Source organism: Psychroserpens sp. SPM9 (assembly GCF_025153525.1).
Classification (GTDB): Bacteria; Bacteroidota; Bacteroidia; order Flavobacteriales; family Flavobacteriaceae; genus Psychroserpens.
Map to the genome: position 1 here is coordinate 61,554 of NZ_JANZNR010000001.1, position 19,242 is coordinate 80,795.

Genomic DNA, 19,242 nt, shown 5'->3' on the forward strand with positions numbered 1-19,242 from the left:
AATCTTTCCAATTTACATTATCTTTGTGATATGAAGAAGATAATTCCAGTAGAAGAAGGTGATTTTTATTTAACACCAGAAGGTTACCGCTGCTTTACCGAGCAATATCACTTAAAAAGAGGATATTGTTGTGAAAGTGGTTGCAGACATTGCCCTTATGGTTTTAATCCTTCAACTGCGCTTAAGTCAAGTAAAACTACTTTAAAAAAAAAGTAATGCCAACAACTACATTATCATTCAAAGATCAAATAAAAGAAGGAATACCAAACGTTTTACCTCAATCTCAACCGTTTGACTCATCGATTAATCATGCCCCAAAACGAAAAGCGATTTTAACTTCGGAAGAACAAAAATTAGCTCTAAAAAATGCCTTACGTTATTTTGATAAGTCACAGCATGCTACTTTGTTACCCGAATTTAAAAACGAGCTTGAAACCTACGGAAGAATCTATATGTACCGCCTGCGACCTACTTATAAAATGTACGCGAGACCTATTGACGACTATCCTTCAAAATCAAAACAAGCCGCTGCAATTATGCTTATGATTCAGAACAATCTGGATAATGCTGTTGCGCAACATCCTCACGAACTGATTACCTATGGTGGCAATGGAGCTGTATTTTCTAATTGGGCACAATACAGACTCACGATGAAGTATTTATCTGAAATGACCGATGAACAAACTTTAGTGATGTACTCTGGGCATCCAATGGGTTTATTCCCTAGTCACAAAGAAGCTCCAAGAGTTGTAGTGACTAACGGAATGATGATTCCTAATTATTCGAAACCTGATGATTGGGAAAAATTTAACGCGCTAGGTGTGACTCAATACGGACAAATGACTGCCGGAAGTTATATGTATATTGGTCCGCAAGGTATCGTACACGGGACAACAATCACCGTTTTAAACGGATTTAGAAAAATAAAAAAATCACCTAAAGGTAACCTATTTGTAACCTCAGGTCTTGGCGGCATGTCTGGTGCTCAACCAAAAGCAGGAAATATTGCTGGTTGTATCACAGTTTGTGCCGAAATCAATCCGAAAATCACTCAAGTTCGTCTGGATCAAGGTTGGATTGATGAAAAAATTACCGATTTAAATGCGTTGGTTGCTCGTGTGCAAAAAGCAAAAACTGAAAAAGAAACCATTTCTATCGCTTATTTAGGAAACATCGTCGATGTTTGGGAAAAATTTGATCAAGAAAACATACATATCGATTTAGGAAGTGATCAAACGTCACTTCATAATCCTTGGGCTGGCGGTTATTATCCAGTCGATATGACTTTTGAAGCATCTAACGAGATGATGGCTAACCAGCCAGAATTGTTTAAAGAGAAAGTCCAAGAAACCTTACGAAGACATGCCGCTGCCATAAACAAACACACCGCAAAAGGGACTTATTTTTTCGACTACGGAAATGCATTTCTACTTGAAGCTTCTCGTGCCGGCGCTGATATCATGGCCGAAAATGGTATAGATTTCAAGTATCCGTCTTATGTTCAGGATATCATGGGACCTATGTGTTTCGACTACGGATTTGGACCATTTAGATGGGTTTGTGCTTCTGGAAAGCCTGAAGACTTAGTACAAACAGATACTATCGCATGTGAAGTTTTAGAAACTATAAAGAAAAACGCTCCGGAAGAAATACGACAACAAATGGCCGATAATATCCAATGGATAAAAGGTGCTCAAGAGAATAAACTAGTTGTGGGCTCGCAAGCCCGAATTTTATATGCAGATGCCGAAGGCCGTATGAAAATAGCCGAAGCCTTCAACAATGCTATTTCCAGAGGAGAAATTGGACCTGTAGTATTAGGCCGTGACCATCACGATGTCTCAGGAACCGATTCCCCTTATCGTGAAACCAGTAATATTTATGATGGCTCCCGCTTTACAGCAGACATGGCGATACATAATGTTATAGGCGATAGCTTTAGAGGAGCAACTTGGGTTAGCATACACAATGGTGGTGGTGTTGGCTGGGGCGAAGTCATTAATGGTGGTTTTGGTATGGTTCTTGATGGTAGTATAGAAGCATCACAACGTTTAAAAGCAATGCTTTTTTGGGATGTCAATAACGGAATTGCTAGACGAAATTGGGCTAGAAATGAAGGTGCCGTTTTTGCAATTAAACGTGCTATGGAAATTGAGCCTAATTTAAAGGTGACGATTCCTAATATAGTAGATGAGGACTTATTTAACTCGTTATAATTAAAAAAAATTAAACATTATGAAAAAACTACTCAAATTATTACCGATAGCTGTACTAACATTAGTTATCGCCTCATGTAGTTCTGTTAGGGTTGCAGCTGATTACGATAAAAATGCTGAATTTAATAACTACAAAACTTTTGCCTTTTTTAAAACAGGAATTGATAAAGCTGAAATTAGCGACCTAGATAAACGTAGAATCCTACGTGCTATCGAAAGTGAATTATTAGCTCAAGGCTTTACCAAATCTGAAAATCCAGATTTATTAGTCAGCATTTTTACAAAGTCTGAACAACGCGTAAACGTTTACAATAATGCCTGGGGCTACGGTGGCTGGGGCTGGGGAGGCTTCAGACCAGGTTGGGGCTGGGGCTGGAATACGCAACCATCTGTTTCAACGAGAACTGAAGGCACATTATATGTCGATTTAATTGACGCCAATAAAAAAGAATTGGTATGGCAAGGCATGGGAACTGGACTTTTGACTCAAAGAAGTGTTGAAAAGAAAGAAGCAAAAATTAAAGAATTTGTCACTAAGATTATGGAAAGCTATCCGCCTAACTTAGCACAATAAAGACCTTTAAACATCTAAAAATAATTAAAACGCTAATGTTAATTACATTGGCGTTTTTTTTGTAGCCTTAGTCAATATTTTACACTTCATTTCTAAAACGCTATATTTGCCGACTTTTAAATGAAGTATTATGATACTAGGCCAAACAACCAGAAAAAATTTTACCCAAAACCCAAAAAACGATATCCTTTCAGGATTAACTGTGGCTTTAGCATTAGTCCCAGAAGCTGTGGCTTTTGCATTTGTTGCTGGAGTAGATCCTCTTGTCGGACTTTACGGTGCCTTTATGATGGGTATAGTTACTGCACTTTTTGGCGGGCGTCCCGGAATGATTTCTGGAGCAACTGGAGCCATGGCTGTCGTCATGGTGCATTTAATCCAAAAAGGAAATGAGGTTGGTCTGGGATTAGATGTTCCTATAGAAAATCTAGGACTGCAATGGCTATTCATAACCTTACTATTTGTTGGAGGCATTCAAATTTTAGCTGGTGTTTTTAAACTAGGAAAGTTTGTCCGTCTCATTCCGCATCCTGTTATGATGGGATTTGTTAACGGTTTAGCCATTGTTATTTTCCTCTCGCAGTTGGGCTTATTCCCAAATGCTGTTCCTAAAGATATATCGATTTGGAAGAACACTTCTGAATGGTTTTCATACTTATTCTCTAATACAGCGCTATGGAAAATGTTAGCCTTCATTGGTTTAACTATGGGAATTATGTTTGGTTTACCAAAACTTACTAAAAAGATTCCTGCTGCGTTAATTGCTATAATTGTAGTCGCTTGTATTACTATTTTTGGTGGAATTGAAATGAGTACCGTTGGTTCATTTATTCAAGAAGGTGGCGGAAAAGGCCTCGAGGGTGGACTCCCAACATTTCAAGATCAAATATTTGGTCTTTTCGGAACCTTAGCTGGACATTGGGATCTTATTATTTCTACGGCATTTATTCTCGCTGCTGTAGGTTTAATAGAATCATTAATGACACTTAATCTTGTTGATGAAATTACCGAAACCAGAGGTAACGGAAACCGAGAGTGTATTGCTCAAGGTAGCGCCAATATGCTGAATGGCCTTTTTGGCGGAATGGGCGGATGTGCGATGATCGGACAATCGATTATTAATGTAGATTCTGGTGGTCGCGGACGATTATCTGGAGCTATTGCTGCTGTTGCCTTATTATGTTTTGTACTATTTGGCGCACCTCTAATTGAACAAATCCCGATTGCCGCTTTAGTTGGCGTTATGTTTATGGTTGTTATCGGTACATTTGCCTGGAGTAGTTTCAGAATTATTAGAAAAATACCATTATCAGATGCCTTGGTTTTAATTGCTGTATCTGCTATTACTGTTTGGAAAGATTTAGCAGTGGCTGTTATTGCAGGTGTTATTATTTCGGCACTTGTTTTTGCCTGGAAAAATGCAACCATGATTAGAGCTCGTAAACGCATTCAAGCCGATGGCACAAAAACCTACGAAATTTGGGGCCCATTATTTTTTGGTTCCATACAAAATTTCAATTCTAAATTTGATGTCAAAAATGACCCTCAAAATATAGAAATAGATTTTGTTGAATCTAGAGTTAGTGATCATTCTGCTTTGGAGGCTATCTTCAATTTAGTCAACAAATATGAAGCCGAAGGCAAGACCATTAAATTAAAGCACCTTAGTAAAGACTGCAAGGAACTCATGTATAAAGCTAGTCCTAAATTTAAAGAAGTCATCATTGAAGATATCGATGACCCAAGATATCACTTAGCCGCTGATCCAGAAAAGTTTACGAAACCTCTTTCTGAATACAACATATAAAAAAAAGTGACCATTTTGTGGTCACTTTTTTTATTTAATTAATACGCTATTTAATGAGCTGTCATCTTTTTGGTATAAAGCGCAAACTGTTCACTCGTTAATACTTTTTGTAATTGCTCATTAGTAAACTCATGAAGCTTTGTTAATTTCGCCTTTTGCTCAGCAGCATCTGTAATATTTTCTATAGCACTTTTCTTTTTATTTACGACAACAAAAACTTCATAAATCTCGTTTTTTTGATCCGAGCTTACCTTCGTCTCACGTTTTAGTAAATTTATGACTTTCAGCGCATCATTTTTAGCGGCATCATTTGTGTTCTTAATCGTTGTATTATCCTTACTAACTGCTTTTTGAGCAAATGATAGTTGGTTACCTGCAAATAAAAAACACGCGAATGTTAATAAGAGTAGTGACTTTTTCATAATAGTAGTTATTGTATTTAAAGGTTCAATATACAAAATTCAAAGAATTAATTTAAATAAATATAGTCTTAATAACTTAATAATTGTTTAATCTTAGCTTTTACTTTTTCTGTGGAAGGAATCATTGTTTCCTCTAAAGTTGAATTTAAAGGAATAGCAGGCATATTTTCACTACCAATGGTCATCACAGGTGCATCCAAATATTTGAAGCACTCTTCCTGAATTTTTCCAGCTAAAGCTCTTGCAAAACTGTTATTTGAAGGTTCTTCGGTAACTACTAAACATTTACCTGTTTTCTTTACAGACTTCATAATCGTGTCTTCATCCAATGGAAATAAAGTTCTCAAATCGATAATTTCAATCTGATCTCGCATATCCAGTTCTCCTGATGCATTATAAGCCCAATGCACACCCATTCCGTAGGTTACAATCGTTAGTGTTTCTAATTGCTCTTGCTTCCAGATTTCTTGCAATACCCACGCTTTACCAAATGGTAACACATAATCTTCGCTAGGCTCTACTGAAGTTGCGCCTTGAGTGCCTTTCACTTTAGACCAATACAAGCCTTTGTGCTCTAATATCACTACAGGATTAGGATCATAATATGCCGCTTTCATCAAGCCTTTTAAATCTGCGCCATTACTCGGATAAGCAATTTTAATCCCTCGAATATTGGTAATCACACTTTCTACCGATGACGAATGGTAAGGACCACCACTTCCATAGGCTCCAATAGGCACACGCAAAATCATACTTACAGGCCATTTTCCGTTGGATAAATAGCAACTGCGACTCACTTCAGTAAACAATTGATTTAATCCAGGCCAGATATAATCGGCAAACTGAACCTCAACGATTGGTTTTAAGCCGACAGCACTCATCCCAACAGTTGAACCTACAATAAAGGCTTCTTGAATAGGTGTATTAAACACTCTGTCGTCTCCAAATTTTTGAGCTAAGGTCGCAGCTTCTCTGAAGACGCCTCCCAAACGACCACCAACATCTTGCCCATAAAGCAAGCATTCTTTATGCTTTTTCATCAACTCTTCAACGGCAAACAAAGCACAATCAACCATCACGACTTTATCTGCGCCTTCTGGCGTACGCTCCCCTTGTTCTTCTGTAATTGGCGTTGGCACAAAATCGTTGGTAAATAAATCTTCTGGTTTTGGATCTTCTGCTTTTAAGGCGTTTTTGAAATCTGCTTCTACTTTCGCTTTCGCGGAATTTTCTATCGTTTCAATTTCTGTTTCCGTACAACCAGCATCTAGTAATTGTTGCTTCAAAACCGGATAAGGATCACGTGAACGTGCTTCCTCTAAATCATCACGATACCATTCCATGCGAACACCAGAGGTATGATGATTTAATAAGGGTACTTTAGCATGAACCAGAAATGGTCGTCTTTCCTCACGAATGGTTTTAATAACGGTTTCAAGCGCTTCATAACTTTCAGTAAAATTAGCGCCATCAATAGAAATGGCTTCTAAACCATGAAAGCCAGCAGCGTATTCTGCTGCATTTTGTGCTCTGGTTTCGGCTTCATTTGCCGAAATATCCCAGCCATTATCTTGCACTAAATACAAAATAGGCATTTGCTTTAAAGCAGCCATTTGAAAGGCTTCAGCAATTTCTCCTTCGGTTACAGAAGCATCACCTAAACTACAAACCACCAAAGGTGGCTCTATTATCTCACTCTTGCTGGAATTGTTATGTGGTATTCCTTGAAGTTCTTTATACTGCATACCCATAGCCACACCTGTTGCAGGAATAGTTTGCATGCCTGTTGCAGAGGATTGATGTGGAATTTTTGGTTTATCGTCATCCTTTAAACTCGGATGCGAATAATAAGTCCGTCCTCCTGAAAACGGATCGTCTTTTTTAGCCAAAAGCTGCAACATGAGATCGTAAGGCTCTAATCCAAATGCCAGTAGCATGGCATCATCTCTATAATACGGAAATGCATAATCCTGAGGTTTTAGCTGTAAGCCTAAAGCAACCTGAATCGCTTCGTGACCTCGTGAAGTCGCATGCACATATTTTGAAACCTGTTTAAAATTGGCTTCGTATAATTCGGCCATAGCCTTAGCTGTGCAAAGTTTTGAAAATCCTTTTTTAAGTATGTTTTTGTTCATTGTCTTTATTTTGTCATTGTAAGTCGTGAAACGATCTCGCAATCTTTTCAAAGATTCTTCGCTTCGCTCTGAATGACATTTTATTAAATTTCTCTATTGACATCAAATTGTTCGAAATAATCAGCTACACGACGTACGAAGCTTCCTCCTAAAAATCCGTCGACCACACGATGATCAAAAGACAAGGATAAGTACATCATACTGCGTATGGCGATTTCGTCACCTTTTTCGGTTGTGATAACTTCTGGTCGCTTTTTAATAATCCCAAGCGCTAAAATTGCGACTTCGGGCTGATTGATAATTGGCGTTCCCATAACACTACCAAACGTACCAACGTTTGAAATGGTAAACGTACTTCCTTTGATGTCATCACCAGCCAATTTATTGTCTCTTGCTTTTCCAGCGAGCTCATTGACATTTTCAGCTAAGGTTTTTAAATCTTTAGTATCTGCATTTTTAACCACAGGCACTATTAAATTCCCACTTGGCAATGCGGTTGCCATGCCGATGTTTATGTCTTCTTTTACGATGATAGCATGACCATCAACTGAGGCATTAATATTTGGAAAATCTTTAACCGCTTTGGCTACTGCTTCTACAAACAAAGGTGTAAAGGTTAATCGCTCACCATATTTTTCCTGAAAAGCCTTTTTGTTGGCATCTCGCCAGTTGACCATGTTGGTTAAATCGGCTTCTACATAAGCCGTAACGTGAGGCGAGGTATGTTTAGAATACACCATATGATCGGCGATCATTTGACGCATGCGATCCATTTCAATCACTTTGCCTTTGCCTTTATCGAACGACAACTGCGGAATACGATAGGCTGTTGGATCTTGTGCTACTGGCTGTGCAAATTTATAAGGTCGTCCGTCTTCTATATATTGAAACACATCGCTTTTACGCAAGCGACCTTCATGTCCTGTTGCAGGAATACGTGCCAACTCTTCAAAGCTAATGTGATGTTCTTTTGCGATTTTAATAATTAATGGTGAGAAGAAGGTATTAGAATTTGAAACCGAAAAAGACTTTGAAACTGAAGGTTTTTTTCTTTTTTCACTAGGCTTATTCTCGACTGTGCTCGTACTGACTGTTTTAGATGCCTTTTGAGTTTCCGATGTCAAATTTGGTTCCGACTTTAATTTCGTATCCTTTTCTGAAACTTCTAGAATTGCAATCACTTCACCAACAGGAACGACATCTTTTGCCTGAAACATGGTTTTTGTAAGTGTTCCTGAAGCTGGTGCTGGCACTTCATTATCTACTTTATCGGTAGCGACTTCCAGAATGATATCACCTTCATCAAAAGTATCGCCTTCATGTATCAACCAATTAATAATGGTTCCTTCTGTTATGCTTTCGCCCATTTTGGGCATTTTAAGTTCGAATTTCGACATTTGTATTAACTAGCGTTTGTTAGTTTGTTCTCTCTTGAAAGATGGTTCCATTTGCGTTAGCGATTGAAACGGCATCCTTTTTTATTTTTCTTAAAAAAGATATAGTGTAAAGCGCGACCCTTGCGGTAACGCCCAACTACGTCTTAAATGTATCTCTTAACGTTTTATAAGCCTCTTCCTGCATTGTCATGTTTTCTGGCACTTCTCTCAATGGCTCGACAGCTTTTAAAGTGTCATGGCAATCTTTGGGTAATTGCTGATATAATTGCGTTCCTTTTGTTTTCCAGGCAATCATCTCGTCGCTTACTTGCTTGATGACTTTTGCTGGATTCCCAACCACTAAACTGCGCTTTGGGATGATCGTTTCAGCCTTTATAAAAGCCATAGCTCCCACGATAGATTCGTCTCCAATTTCGGCATCATCCATAATGACGGTGTTCATGCCGATGAGGCAATTTCTCCCCAAATTAGCACCATGAATAATGGCGCCATGACCAACGTGCGCACTTGCTTTAAGCGTGATCGACTTTCCTGGAAACATGTGTATGGTACAGTTTTCCTGAACGTTGACACCATCTTCCAAAATGATTTGTCCCCAATCGCCACGAATGGCAGCGCCTGGACCGATATAACAGTTTTTGCCAATAATAACATTTCCTGTTACGGCAGCTAGTGGATGCACGAAACTGCTTTCGTGAACAACTGGTGTGTAGCCTTTGAATTCGTATATCATACTATTTATTTATGTTCATTTTGTCTTGAAACAAAACGAACCAAAAGTTCAAGTTGAAATGAGGAATTTTTCAATCTCTTACCGAGTTTGAAAACCAAAAATAAAACCTAAATTTCTTCCAAGGTTTCAGAAATTCTTAACGATTTGATTTTCATATTCTGCATTTCAACGATGACCTCCTGCCATCTTGGTTCTTACCCCTAACAGCGTAATGGTCTAATTTCTATCTTTTATTTAAATCCTTTCAATTTCTCTTTGGTAAAGTCTGACAATACTAATCGTCCGCTAGTTTGCGCGCGTTCGGCCAATAGTTCGTCCCAGTCATCAGTGCCTTTCCAGAAGACTTTTTTCATTTCCAGCATTGCTTCGGTATTATAGGTACACAAATGCTCAGCGGTTGTTTTTACAGCTTCATCAAGTTCTTCAGTACTTTCATAAACATGCGTATAGAGTCCTTTTTGTTTCGCCCATTCTGCTGGATAAAACGAATTGGCATCAATAGCGATTTGAGACATGGCGCTTAATCCCATTTTGCGCTCAATTGCTGGTCCGACCACAAATGGTCCGATCCCAATATTCAGCTCACTCAATTTGATGGCTGCAAATGTTGTGGCCATACAATAATCGGTTGATGCGGCTAATCCAACTCCTCCTCCAACGGTTTTCCCTTGGATGCGTCCGATGATAAATTTCGGACACTTGCGCATGGCATTGATGACGTTGGCAAATCCTGAAAAGAAGACTTTCCCTGTTGCTGCATCATTAATACTAATGAGTTCTTTAAAGCTTGCGCCAGCACAAAAGGTTCTGTCGCCTCCACTTTTAAGAACGATGACTTTAATAGCATCGTTTTGTCCTGCATCAGTAATGGTTTGTGCTAATTTCGCCAATACATCTCCTGGCAAAGAGTTATGAGCAGGATGAAAAAACTCGATGTATCCTACTTCGTTTTTAATGTCTAATGTTACGTATGGTTGTGTCATGATTTAAGAATCAAGATTTATAGAATCAAGAATCAAGACAATCTTGGTTCTTGATTCTTGTTTTTAATTATCTAATAATCCGAATTGTTCAAAATGATGGTTCAGATGTTTTCTTTCAAGCAAATACGATTCGTATTTATTTAATTCTCCGAACACTAAATTCTTTAGTTTAGCTTCCGGGTGTTCTTTGAAAAATTGAATATACTTTTCCCTTTGCTCCTTAAACTTTTCTATGGCTGTAGCTAAGTCTGGATGTTTTAAATCATCTAAGGTGTCTTTTTCCAAATGTGGAAAGTGACTGTTTTTTGGAAACTTATCATAGTTATACAGACTATGATGTACCTTTTCTAATATCTTTTCAGGGGTTGCGATTTCAAAATCCTGAATCTCTCCCGACGAAATTTTATAAGTGTATTCTAAATGCTCGATCATGTGTTGGGCAGTCATGATTCCCCATTTTGGTTTTGTATCTTCAGAAAGCTTAGATAAACATTCATTAATTTTAGCTTCAGTCATCTCCACAAACGTCTCTTGTTTTTTCTGAACCATCGTTAAAATAGTGGCTACAGCTACTAAAGGACTGTCTTTTTGATTTTTTTGACTTTCAGGTCTATTCTCAAAGTTGGCATCAAACACTTCGACATGCCATTTTACAATACCGCTTGGATGTTCGGCTGAAGCGACATCACGATCTACTTTTTCCTTACAGGTGAGTCGCACATCAATGGTGTCGTTATGATACAATGGTCGTAAAAAACGAATACTATCTAAACCGTAATTTGCGGCTACTGGACCTTTATTTGGGTAGACAAATAATCCTGCAGCTGCAGAAATAATGAAATAGCCATGCGCTGTTCTTTTTTCAAAAATACTTCCGTCGAGAGACGTGATATCGGTATGCGCATAAAAATGATCCCATGTGACATTGGCAAAGTTGATGATATCGGTATCGGTTATCGTACGCTTATGGGTTTTTAGCGACATACCTGGCTGGATGTCTTCCCAATGGTATTTAAATGGATGCTGTTCAGCTTCCTTATACTTTGCATTTTGTTGGTAAATCCCAGTGATTTCGGTAATGGTTGTTGGAGATCCTTGAATTGCTGTACGTTGCAAATAATGCTTAATACCACGCATGCCACCCATTTCTTCGCCACCACCAGCACGACCTGGACCACCATGAACTAAATATGGTAATGGTGAACCATGACCAGTACTTTCTTTAGCGCTTTCTCGGTTCAATACTAAAATTCTTCCATGATGACTGGCAGCATTAACAACATAGTCTCTAGCAATTTTATCATCGTTTGTTGCGATGGAAGATACCAAAGACCCTTTACCCATTTGCGCTAATGTAATGGCTTCGTCTAAATTTTTATAAGGCATGATTGTGCTTACTGGTCCGAACGCCTCACGTTCATGAATCACTGTATTTTGGAACGGATGATCGGCTCTTAATAAAATCGGACTAATAAACGCACCTTTTTTGGCATCTGCACCAATGGTTTCAATTTTGTCTAAATCGCCATACACAATTTGTGCTTCTTTAGCTAAGTCGTTTACAGAATCTCTAACTGCCTGAACTTGTTGACGGCTCACAAGCGATCCCATTCTGACTTCTTTTAATCGTGGATCTCCAATAGTGACTTTATCTAAAGCGTTTCCTAGAGCTATTTGTACGTCTTCAACTACGTTTTCAGGAACAATAATTCGGCGTATCGCTGTACATTTTTGTCCCGCTTTAACAGTCATTTCTTTACGAACTTCTTTGATAAACAAATCAAATTCTGGTGTACCAGGAACCGCATCTTCACCCAAAATAGAAGCATTAAGCGAATCGGCTTCCATAGTAAAAGGTACAGATTCCTGAATGAGTCTAGGATGCGCTTTTAATAAACGTCCCGTTTGTGCTGAACCTGTGAAGGTCACAACATCTTGAGATTCTACAGTATCGAGGATTGTTTTAACCGTTCCGTTTATAATTTGCAAAGCACCTTCAGGCAAAATTCCAGAATCGATGATCGTTCGTGCAACAGCCTCCGCCAAATAAGAAGAAGAAGGTGCAGGTAACACCACAGCCGGAACACCTGCCATCCAATTGACTGCACATTTTTCAAGCATGCCCCAAACCGGGAAGTTAAAGGCATTAATATGTACGGCAACACCTTTTTTAGGCACCATAATATGATGCGCCATAAAGCGTCCGCCACGAGATAAATCGATAGCATCCCCTTCGACATGAAAGGGTTGGTTTGGAAATAATTTTCTTAGTGAAGCATTGGCAAATAAGTTTCCGAAACCACCTTCGATGTCTATCCAGCTATCTACTTTAGTCGCTCCAGTTCTGTAGCTCAAATCATAAAATGCATCTTTACGCTTAGTCAGATATAATGCTAACTTTTTGAGCATATTACCTCTCTCTTGGAAGGTCATTTTACGAAGTTGCTCGCTTCCTTTGGTTCTTCCGTAGTTTAGTATTTCGGGAATATCCAATCCTTCAATAGCGACACTTGTAAATGCTTCACCAGTGATTGCATCTAGAATTGGTGTTCCTTCTTCGTTTCCTGTTGTCCAGTTTCCTTGGACGTAGTGTTGTATTTTGTTCATAACCAATGCCTGTCTTTCGACTCCGCTCAAGATAAACTCCAGCAGGTATCTTTTACTTATTAATTCTAAACTCTTTATTATCTAAATTCCAATTTGTACTTAAATCAAACCAACTTGGATTCATATCTACTATTAATTTCACTTTCCATTCACGTTTCCACTTTTTGAATTGTCGTTCTCTTACTCTTTCAACAATATTATCTGTTACACCATATAAATTACTCCACTTGGTTTATTTGTCATTATATAGACGTACCAATGTTTCATTCTTCTTTTTAATGAGATTCCTGCCTACGCAGGAATTCGTTCAATAATCGCAGCATACCCTTGTCCGACACCAATACACATGGTTACCAAGGCATATTTTTTATTTTGTTCCTGCAATTCTACAGCTGCAGAATAGGCTATTCGTGTTCCTGTGACTCCTAAAGGATGACCAATAGCAATCGAACCACCATTTGGGTTTAATCTTGGATCGTCATCTGCTAATCCCCAAGCTCTTGTACAGGCTAAGGCTTGAGCAGCAAAAGCTTCGTTAAGCTCGATAACATCCATATCGTCCATGGTTAATCCTGCTTTTTCCAAAGCTTTGTTAGACGCTTGAACAGGACCAATACCCATAATTCTCGGCTCGACTCCAACCACAGCAGAACTCACAATTCGAGCTAAAGGCTCAAGGTTATATTTTTTAACAGCATCTTCGGAAGCGATAATCGTAGCAGCTGCACCATCATTTAAACCTGATGAATTTCCTGCAGTGACGCTTCCGCCATCTTTTTTGAACGCAGGACGTAATTTCCCTAATACTTCTAAAGAGGTTGTTGGCTTCACAAATTCATCTTTTGAAAATCGGATGGGATCTTTTTTACGTTGCGGAATTTCTACGGTTACAATTTCTTTAGCAAGTCTTCCGTTTTCTTGAGCTTTGGTGGCTTTCATCTGACTCCAATGTGCAAATTGATCCTGATCTTCACGAGAAATATTATATTTTTCGACCAAGTTTTCTGCGGTGTTTCCCATTCCATCTGTGCCGTACATTTCGTGCATTTTCGGATTAACAAAACGCCATCCAAAGCTTGAGTCGTACATTTTAGAATCGTTGCCAAAACCACTTGACGGTTTAGCAATCACGTAGGGTCCACGTGTCATGTTCTCCACACCTCCAGAAATAAACAGATCACCATCGCCTGCTTTAATCGCTCTGTTGGCATGTATGATTGCAGATAATCCTGAACTACATAAGCGGTTTACCGTTTCTCCTGGGACTGTAAATGGCAATCCTGCTAACAGTGAAGACATTCGTGCTACGTTACGGTTGTCTTCTCCTGCTTGATTGGCGCAACCCATAATGACATCGTCATAAGCTTCTTTTGGGATGTTCGGATTACGTTTTACGACTTCTGAGATGACTAGAGCGCCTAAATCGTCTGTTCTAACGGCAGATAGGGTGCCTTTGTAATTTCCTATTGGCGTTCTTATGCCATCAATGATATATGCTTCTTTCATTTTAAATGCCTGCGAAAGCAGGTATCTTTTAATTATTAATATTCTTTTTAGCGTTCCCTAAAGGTCGGGCTTTCCGTTATATCTTTTTTACTTGTTCTCAATTCAAAATTGCTAAAAGCAATTTCACTCGAACGGATGTAAAAAAGGATGCCACATCAATCCCTAACGCACCTACTTGTTATGTTTTTTTTCTTAGTCAAAATTCATTTTCTTTCTACTAAGAGATTCCTGCCTTCGCAGGAATTTTATTCCCAATCTTTTTGAGTTCTATAGACAACCCCTTTAAAAAGGGCTACTAATTCGTCTCCGCGTTTCACTTCTATGATATTAAAACCGAGCTTATTGTTTACTTTCTCAATTACTGATTCTGCAACGATATAATCACCTTCGTCTAAAGCTTCAATATGATTGATACTGGTTTCAATAGATACCGCATATTTACCATGCGTATTAGCTGCAAAACCGAAAGCCGTATCTGCTAATGAATAACTAATTCCGCCATGTGCTTTATTCATACTATTCAACATGTCTTTTCGAATGGTCATAGCCACTTTACAACGTCCGATTTCACATTCTAGAATTTCGATCCCCAACCATTGGCTGTAGGCATCTTGTGATAGCATTTTATATGGAATTTGTTCTCCTTTCATGTTTACCTTCCTCTACTATAGAAACTCAGTTTTTATTAATTATGTGATACTGAAACACGTTCAGTATGACCTTATGCTTTATTAAAAAATGTTTTGTTTTCTCTATGCATTTTACGTAACAACGGACTACAACGATAGCGATCTTCGTGATAGTCGTTATATAATTCATCCATAGTATTGACACACCAATCGATGCCTTTTTCATCTGCCCAAGCCAATAATCCTTTTGGATAATTGACGCCTTTGGTCATGGCATTATCAATATCTTCTGCGGAAGCGATATTCAGAAACAACGCATCGGCAGCTTCGTTGATGAGCATGACTAAAACACGGTTAAAAATTTGTTCTGCCAACTCGGTATTATGAGATTCTGAAACACCTTCAGCATGACGTGATATTAGCTTTCCATTGGCATCGTAGTCATAATAACCTTTTCCAGATTTACGTCCTAAGTAACCAGCTTCAGCAAAACGTTTTTGAGTGAATGCTGGCTTGTATCTCGGATCGAAATAAAAGGCTGTAAACACGGTTTCCGTAACGGTATAATTCACATCATTTCCGATAAAATCCATCAATTCAAAAGGTCCCATTCTGAAACCTCCTAAGGTCTTTAAACTATAATCAATAGTTTCAAAATCGGCAATTCCTTCTTCATAAATTCTTAAAGCTTCACCGTAAAAAGGTCGCGCCACTCTATTGACAATAAAACCAGGTGTGTCTTTGGCTACGGCTACCACTTTTTTCCAATCGGAAATGGTCTCAATTGATTTTTGTAGCACCTCTTTAGATGTTTGAATCGCAGGAATCACCTCAACTAAATTCATTAAAGGCGCTGGATTGAAAAAATGAATTCCGATACAACGCTCAGGCTTCTTCAGTGATGCAGCAATGGATGCAATGGACAAACTGGATGTGTTTGACGCGATGATACAATCTTCAGACACATAGCCTTCAAGTTCTGAAAAGACCTTTTGTTTGATGTCCAGATTTTCAATAATGGCTTCGATGGTTAAGTTTGAATCACTTAAATCTTTTAAGCTATTGATATAATTGATATTACTTTGGATTCTGTTTTTTTCAGAAGCATCAATTCGTCCTTTTTCAATTAAACGTGATAAAATGTTTTCCAATGAAGCTTTTGCCTTGTCTAAAGCCGCTTGATTGGTATCGTATAATTTCACTTGACAACCAGCAGTGGCTGCCACTTGTGCGATGCCACTTCCCATTGTTCCACTTCCTATAATTCCTACGTTCATGTGTTTTCTTATATATTGAGATCCTGAATCAAGTTCAGGATGACGATTCAATGTTATTTGCCTTTAAAATTAGGTTTACGTTTTTCTATAAATGCAGCAACACCTTCGGCATAGTCTTCGCTTTGTGCTGCCTCTATCTGCAATTTAGATTCTAAAGCCAGTTGCGCCTCTAAATCATTGGTCATCGATTGATTGAACAATTCTTTAATCATACCCAACGCCTTGGTTGGCATGTTGGCTAGTTTTACAGCTAATTTTTCAATAGTTGTTTCAAATTCTTCTGTAGGAACACACTTGTAAATCATACCCATATCTTCAGCGTCACTTGCAGAAATTTTATCTCCTAACATCGCCAAGGCTAAAGCTTTCTGAAAACCGATTAATCTCGGCAAAAAGAACGTTCCTGCACTATCAGGCACCAAACCAATTAAACTAAACGCCTGAATAAAACTCACGTTTTCATGCGCCACTACAATATCACAAGCCAACGCAATATTTGCTCCTGCTCCAGCTGCTACGCCATTAACTGCTGCAATAACTGGTTTTTTTATAGCACGAATTCTGGTAATGATTGGATTGTAATGTTCGTCCAGAATTTTTTTAAATCCGGGATTTAACTCTGGGTCTGTGACTTCTTTTAAATCCTGACCTGCACAAAATGCTTTTCCGTTTCCAGTGAGCACGATGGCTCTCACCTCAGCATTGGTTTTGCAGTCATCTAAAACAGATTGAAGACTAAATGCCATCTCTCGATTGAAGCTATTAAAGACTTCTGGTCTGTTGAGCGTGATATACGCTACTTTGTTTTCAATTTTTAAAAGAATTGAATTATTGCTCATACCTATTATTTTTATCTCTTTTCTTTTTTCCATTGATGAAAAAAGAAACAAAAAAATCTAGACTGACTAAACCTTGACTAAATTTTTCTTTTGAATTCTTAATCTTCCGACCTTTTCAGCTAAAAAGCTGAATTCGAACAAGCGGAAGCCTTCAACGAATTCTTCAATTCAAATTTTACGTCAACCTTTAGTAGGTCAATTATTATATACAAAACCATTTTCGCGTTAGCGATTGAACGGTTTGTTTGAGCTCCTTGAAAAGAGCGAGTAGTGAAAGCGCGACCCTTGGGTAACGCCATACTTACTTTAAACATTTAAAATAGTCGAAAGGTTCCTGGCAATCGTCGCACTGAAATTGTGCTTTGCATGCTGTTGAACCAAACTGACTGACGAGTCGTGTGTTTTGCGAACCACAATGGGTACACTTTACGATTCGTTTACCGTTTAACAATACCTCCTTATCTGCTTCGGCATCTAAAGGTGCTGCTATACCGTAATCTTCTAATGCTTTTCGACCTCTTGGAGTGATCCAATCGGTTGTCCAAGCCGGATGCAAAATCAAATCAATTTCAGATTCATAACCTGCATCTTTTAGTGCTTTTTTTATATCATCGCCTATCACATCCATTGCTGGGCAACCACTGTAGGTTGGTGTGATTTCGACTTTAACTTTATTATTTATAATCACAGCAGAACGAACAACTCCCATATCCATAATAGATAATACTGGAATTTCTGGATCTGAAACCTGTTCCAGAATTGGAATTAAGATGTTGTCTATATTTTGTTCTGTTGTTGTCATAACTTAAAATGAGATTCTTCACTTTGCTCTGAATAACATCTAATTCTTTTTATGATGAGATCCTGAATCAAGTTCAGGATGACATTTCTTTTATCGGCTTATGAGATTCCTGCTTTCGCAGGAATTTTTACCACTCCATATTTGGATAGGTGCGTTGCATGTATTGCAAGTCGCTTAATAAATACCCTAAATGCTCTGTATGAATACCCTCTTTACCTCCTTTTTGGAACCATTTAGATTCAGGAATTTCGAGATTTGCTTCTTTTAGAAGCTCATTTACTTGTTTGTAATACTTCTCTTTTAATTGGGTTACGTCGACGCCAACGCCTTCGGCAACCATGGCTTTATCGGCTTCGGTTTGGTGAAATAGTTCGTCTGTATAGGTCCACAAATCGTTGATAGCTGCTTGCATTTTCTGGTTACTTTCTTCGGTACCATCACCGAGACGCTTTACCCAATCTGAAGAAAAACGCTCATGGTAACTCACTTCCTTTATGCATTTATTAGCAATGGCAGACAGGGTCAGGTCATTACTTTTTTGTAATTCTGCAAGGAATGCTAAATGATAAACATCAAATAAAAATTGGCGTCCGATCGTATAGGCGAAATCCGTATTAGGTTGTTCTACCAGCAATACATTTTTGTACTCACGTTCTTTACGAAGCATTGCGATATCATCTTCGGTTCTATCATCTCCTGCAATTTTGGCTGCATACTGGTAATAGCTGCGCACTTGCCCAAATAGATCTAAAGAAATATTGGTGCAAGCAATATCTGTTTCTAAAGTTGGTCCGTGTCCACAGAGTTCACCCATGCGCTGACCAAGGATGAGGCTGTTATCGGCTATTCCGAGGATGTAGTTGTATAAGTTTTCGTTTTTCATATTTAATCTTTAAATAATGAGATTCTGAAACACGTTCAAAATGACGTTAGCATTACATATGTTTTACTTCATCTGGTAAATCATAAAATGTTGGGTGACGATACACTTTATCCTGAGCAGGCTCAAACAATTCGCCATTATTTTCTGGATTGGACGCGGTAATGTGTTTGGATTCTACAACCCAAATACTCACACCTTCATTACGTCTTGTATACACATCTCTTGCATTTTCGAGAGCCATATCAGCATCTGCAGCATGAAGGCTACCAAAATGACGGTGTTCTAATCCGTTTTTACTTCTGACGAAGATTTCCCAAAGTGGCCAGTTTTTTTTATTTGACATGATGTTTATTGTTATTCCTATTTAATAGGAGTCTGTTTGTTGTATTTCTTTTTTCCTAATGAGATACTGAAACAAGTTCAGTATGACGT

General features: G+C 38.4%; 17 protein-coding genes. 4 read left to right on the forward strand and 13 right to left on the reverse strand.

From position 1 onward, the window contains the following. The first annotated feature begins 30 nt into the window (after positions 1-30). From N4270_RS00285 to N4270_RS00300, 4 genes are all read left to right on the forward strand, one after another. Positions 31-216 (forward strand): DUF5522 domain-containing protein, encoded by a 186-nt coding sequence (locus tag N4270_RS00285; protein ID WP_260094798.1) that lies wholly within the window; start codon positions 31-33, stop codon positions 214-216. Beyond that, on the forward strand, positions 216-2,216 hold the full coding sequence (locus tag N4270_RS00290; RefSeq protein ID WP_260094799.1) for a urocanate hydratase: 2,001 nt from the start codon (positions 216-218) through the stop codon (positions 2,214-2,216). Before N4270_RS00285 ends, N4270_RS00290 begins: the two co-directional genes overlap by 1 nt. A 19-nt stretch (positions 2,217-2,235) precedes the next feature. Further along, a complete protein-coding gene (locus N4270_RS00295; protein WP_260094800.1) occupies positions 2,236-2,790 on the forward strand; it encodes a DUF4136 domain-containing protein in 555 nt (184 codons plus the stop codon). A 130-nt stretch (positions 2,791-2,920) separates the two neighbouring features. Continuing rightward, positions 2,921-4,597 (forward strand): SulP family inorganic anion transporter, encoded by a 1,677-nt coding sequence (locus N4270_RS00300; protein WP_260094801.1) that lies wholly within the window; start codon positions 2,921-2,923, stop codon positions 4,595-4,597. 50 nt (positions 4,598-4,647) lie between these two features. Here N4270_RS00300 and N4270_RS00305 read toward each other — a convergent pair whose 3' ends face one another. From N4270_RS00305 to paaB, 13 genes are all read right to left on the reverse strand, one after another. After that, positions 4,648-5,019 (reverse strand): hypothetical protein, encoded by a 372-nt coding sequence (locus tag N4270_RS00305; RefSeq protein WP_260094802.1) that lies wholly within the window; start codon positions 5,017-5,019, stop codon positions 4,648-4,650. Between the two features lie 68 nt (positions 5,020-5,087). Further along, a complete protein-coding gene (locus N4270_RS00310) occupies positions 5,088-7,154 on the reverse strand; it encodes a thiamine pyrophosphate-dependent enzyme (protein ID WP_260094803.1) in 2,067 nt (688 codons plus the stop codon). Positions 7,155-7,237: 83 nt separating this feature from the next. Beyond that, positions 7,238-8,551, reverse strand: a complete 1,314-nt coding sequence (locus N4270_RS00315) for a dihydrolipoamide acetyltransferase family protein (RefSeq protein ID WP_260094804.1) — start codon at positions 8,549-8,551, stop codon at positions 7,238-7,240. 136 nt (positions 8,552-8,687) lie between these two features. After that, positions 8,688-9,284 (reverse strand): transferase hexapeptide repeat family protein, encoded by a 597-nt coding sequence (locus tag N4270_RS00320; RefSeq protein WP_260094805.1) that lies wholly within the window; start codon positions 9,282-9,284, stop codon positions 8,688-8,690. A gap of 230 nt (positions 9,285-9,514) precedes the next feature. Then, entirely contained in the window at positions 9,515-10,267 is a 753-nt protein-coding gene (locus N4270_RS00325; protein ID WP_260094806.1) for an enoyl-CoA hydratase/isomerase family protein, read from the reverse strand. A 63-nt stretch (positions 10,268-10,330) separates the two neighbouring features. Next, the gene (gene paaZ / locus N4270_RS00330; RefSeq protein WP_260094807.1) at positions 10,331-12,874 is read right to left on the reverse strand and encodes a phenylacetic acid degradation bifunctional protein PaaZ; all 2,544 of its coding nucleotides are present in this window, start codon (positions 12,872-12,874) and stop codon (positions 10,331-10,333) included. Between the two features lie 291 nt (positions 12,875-13,165). Then, a complete protein-coding gene (pcaF, locus tag N4270_RS00335; protein ID WP_260094808.1) occupies positions 13,166-14,380 on the reverse strand; it encodes a 3-oxoadipyl-CoA thiolase in 1,215 nt (404 codons plus the stop codon). 245 nt (positions 14,381-14,625) lie between these two features. Continuing rightward, complete coding sequence (locus tag N4270_RS00340; protein WP_260094809.1) at positions 14,626-15,030, reverse strand: PaaI family thioesterase; 405 nt, start codon at positions 15,028-15,030, stop codon at positions 14,626-14,628. A 71-nt stretch (positions 15,031-15,101) separates the two neighbouring features. Further along, the gene (locus tag N4270_RS00345) at positions 15,102-16,286 is read right to left on the reverse strand and encodes a 3-hydroxyacyl-CoA dehydrogenase NAD-binding domain-containing protein (protein ID WP_260094810.1); all 1,185 of its coding nucleotides are present in this window, start codon (positions 16,284-16,286) and stop codon (positions 15,102-15,104) included. A 53-nt stretch (positions 16,287-16,339) separates the two neighbouring features. Next, positions 16,340-17,125 carry an enoyl-CoA hydratase-related protein gene (locus N4270_RS00350; RefSeq protein ID WP_260094811.1) on the reverse strand — a complete coding sequence of 262 codons (786 nt, stop codon included), beginning with the start codon at positions 17,123-17,125 and terminating at the stop codon, positions 16,340-16,342. 301 nt (positions 17,126-17,426) lie between these two features. Further along, a complete protein-coding gene (gene paaD, locus N4270_RS00355; protein ID WP_204346991.1) occupies positions 17,427-17,927 on the reverse strand; it encodes a 1,2-phenylacetyl-CoA epoxidase subunit PaaD in 501 nt (166 codons plus the stop codon). A gap of 127 nt (positions 17,928-18,054) precedes the next feature. Next, on the reverse strand, positions 18,055-18,810 hold the full coding sequence (gene paaC, locus N4270_RS00360; RefSeq protein ID WP_260094812.1) for a 1,2-phenylacetyl-CoA epoxidase subunit PaaC: 756 nt from the start codon (positions 18,808-18,810) through the stop codon (positions 18,055-18,057). A gap of 52 nt (positions 18,811-18,862) precedes the next feature. After that, a complete protein-coding gene (gene paaB / locus N4270_RS00365) occupies positions 18,863-19,153 on the reverse strand; it encodes a 1,2-phenylacetyl-CoA epoxidase subunit PaaB (protein WP_204346989.1) in 291 nt (96 codons plus the stop codon). Between the last annotated feature and the right edge of the window lie 89 nt (positions 19,154-19,242).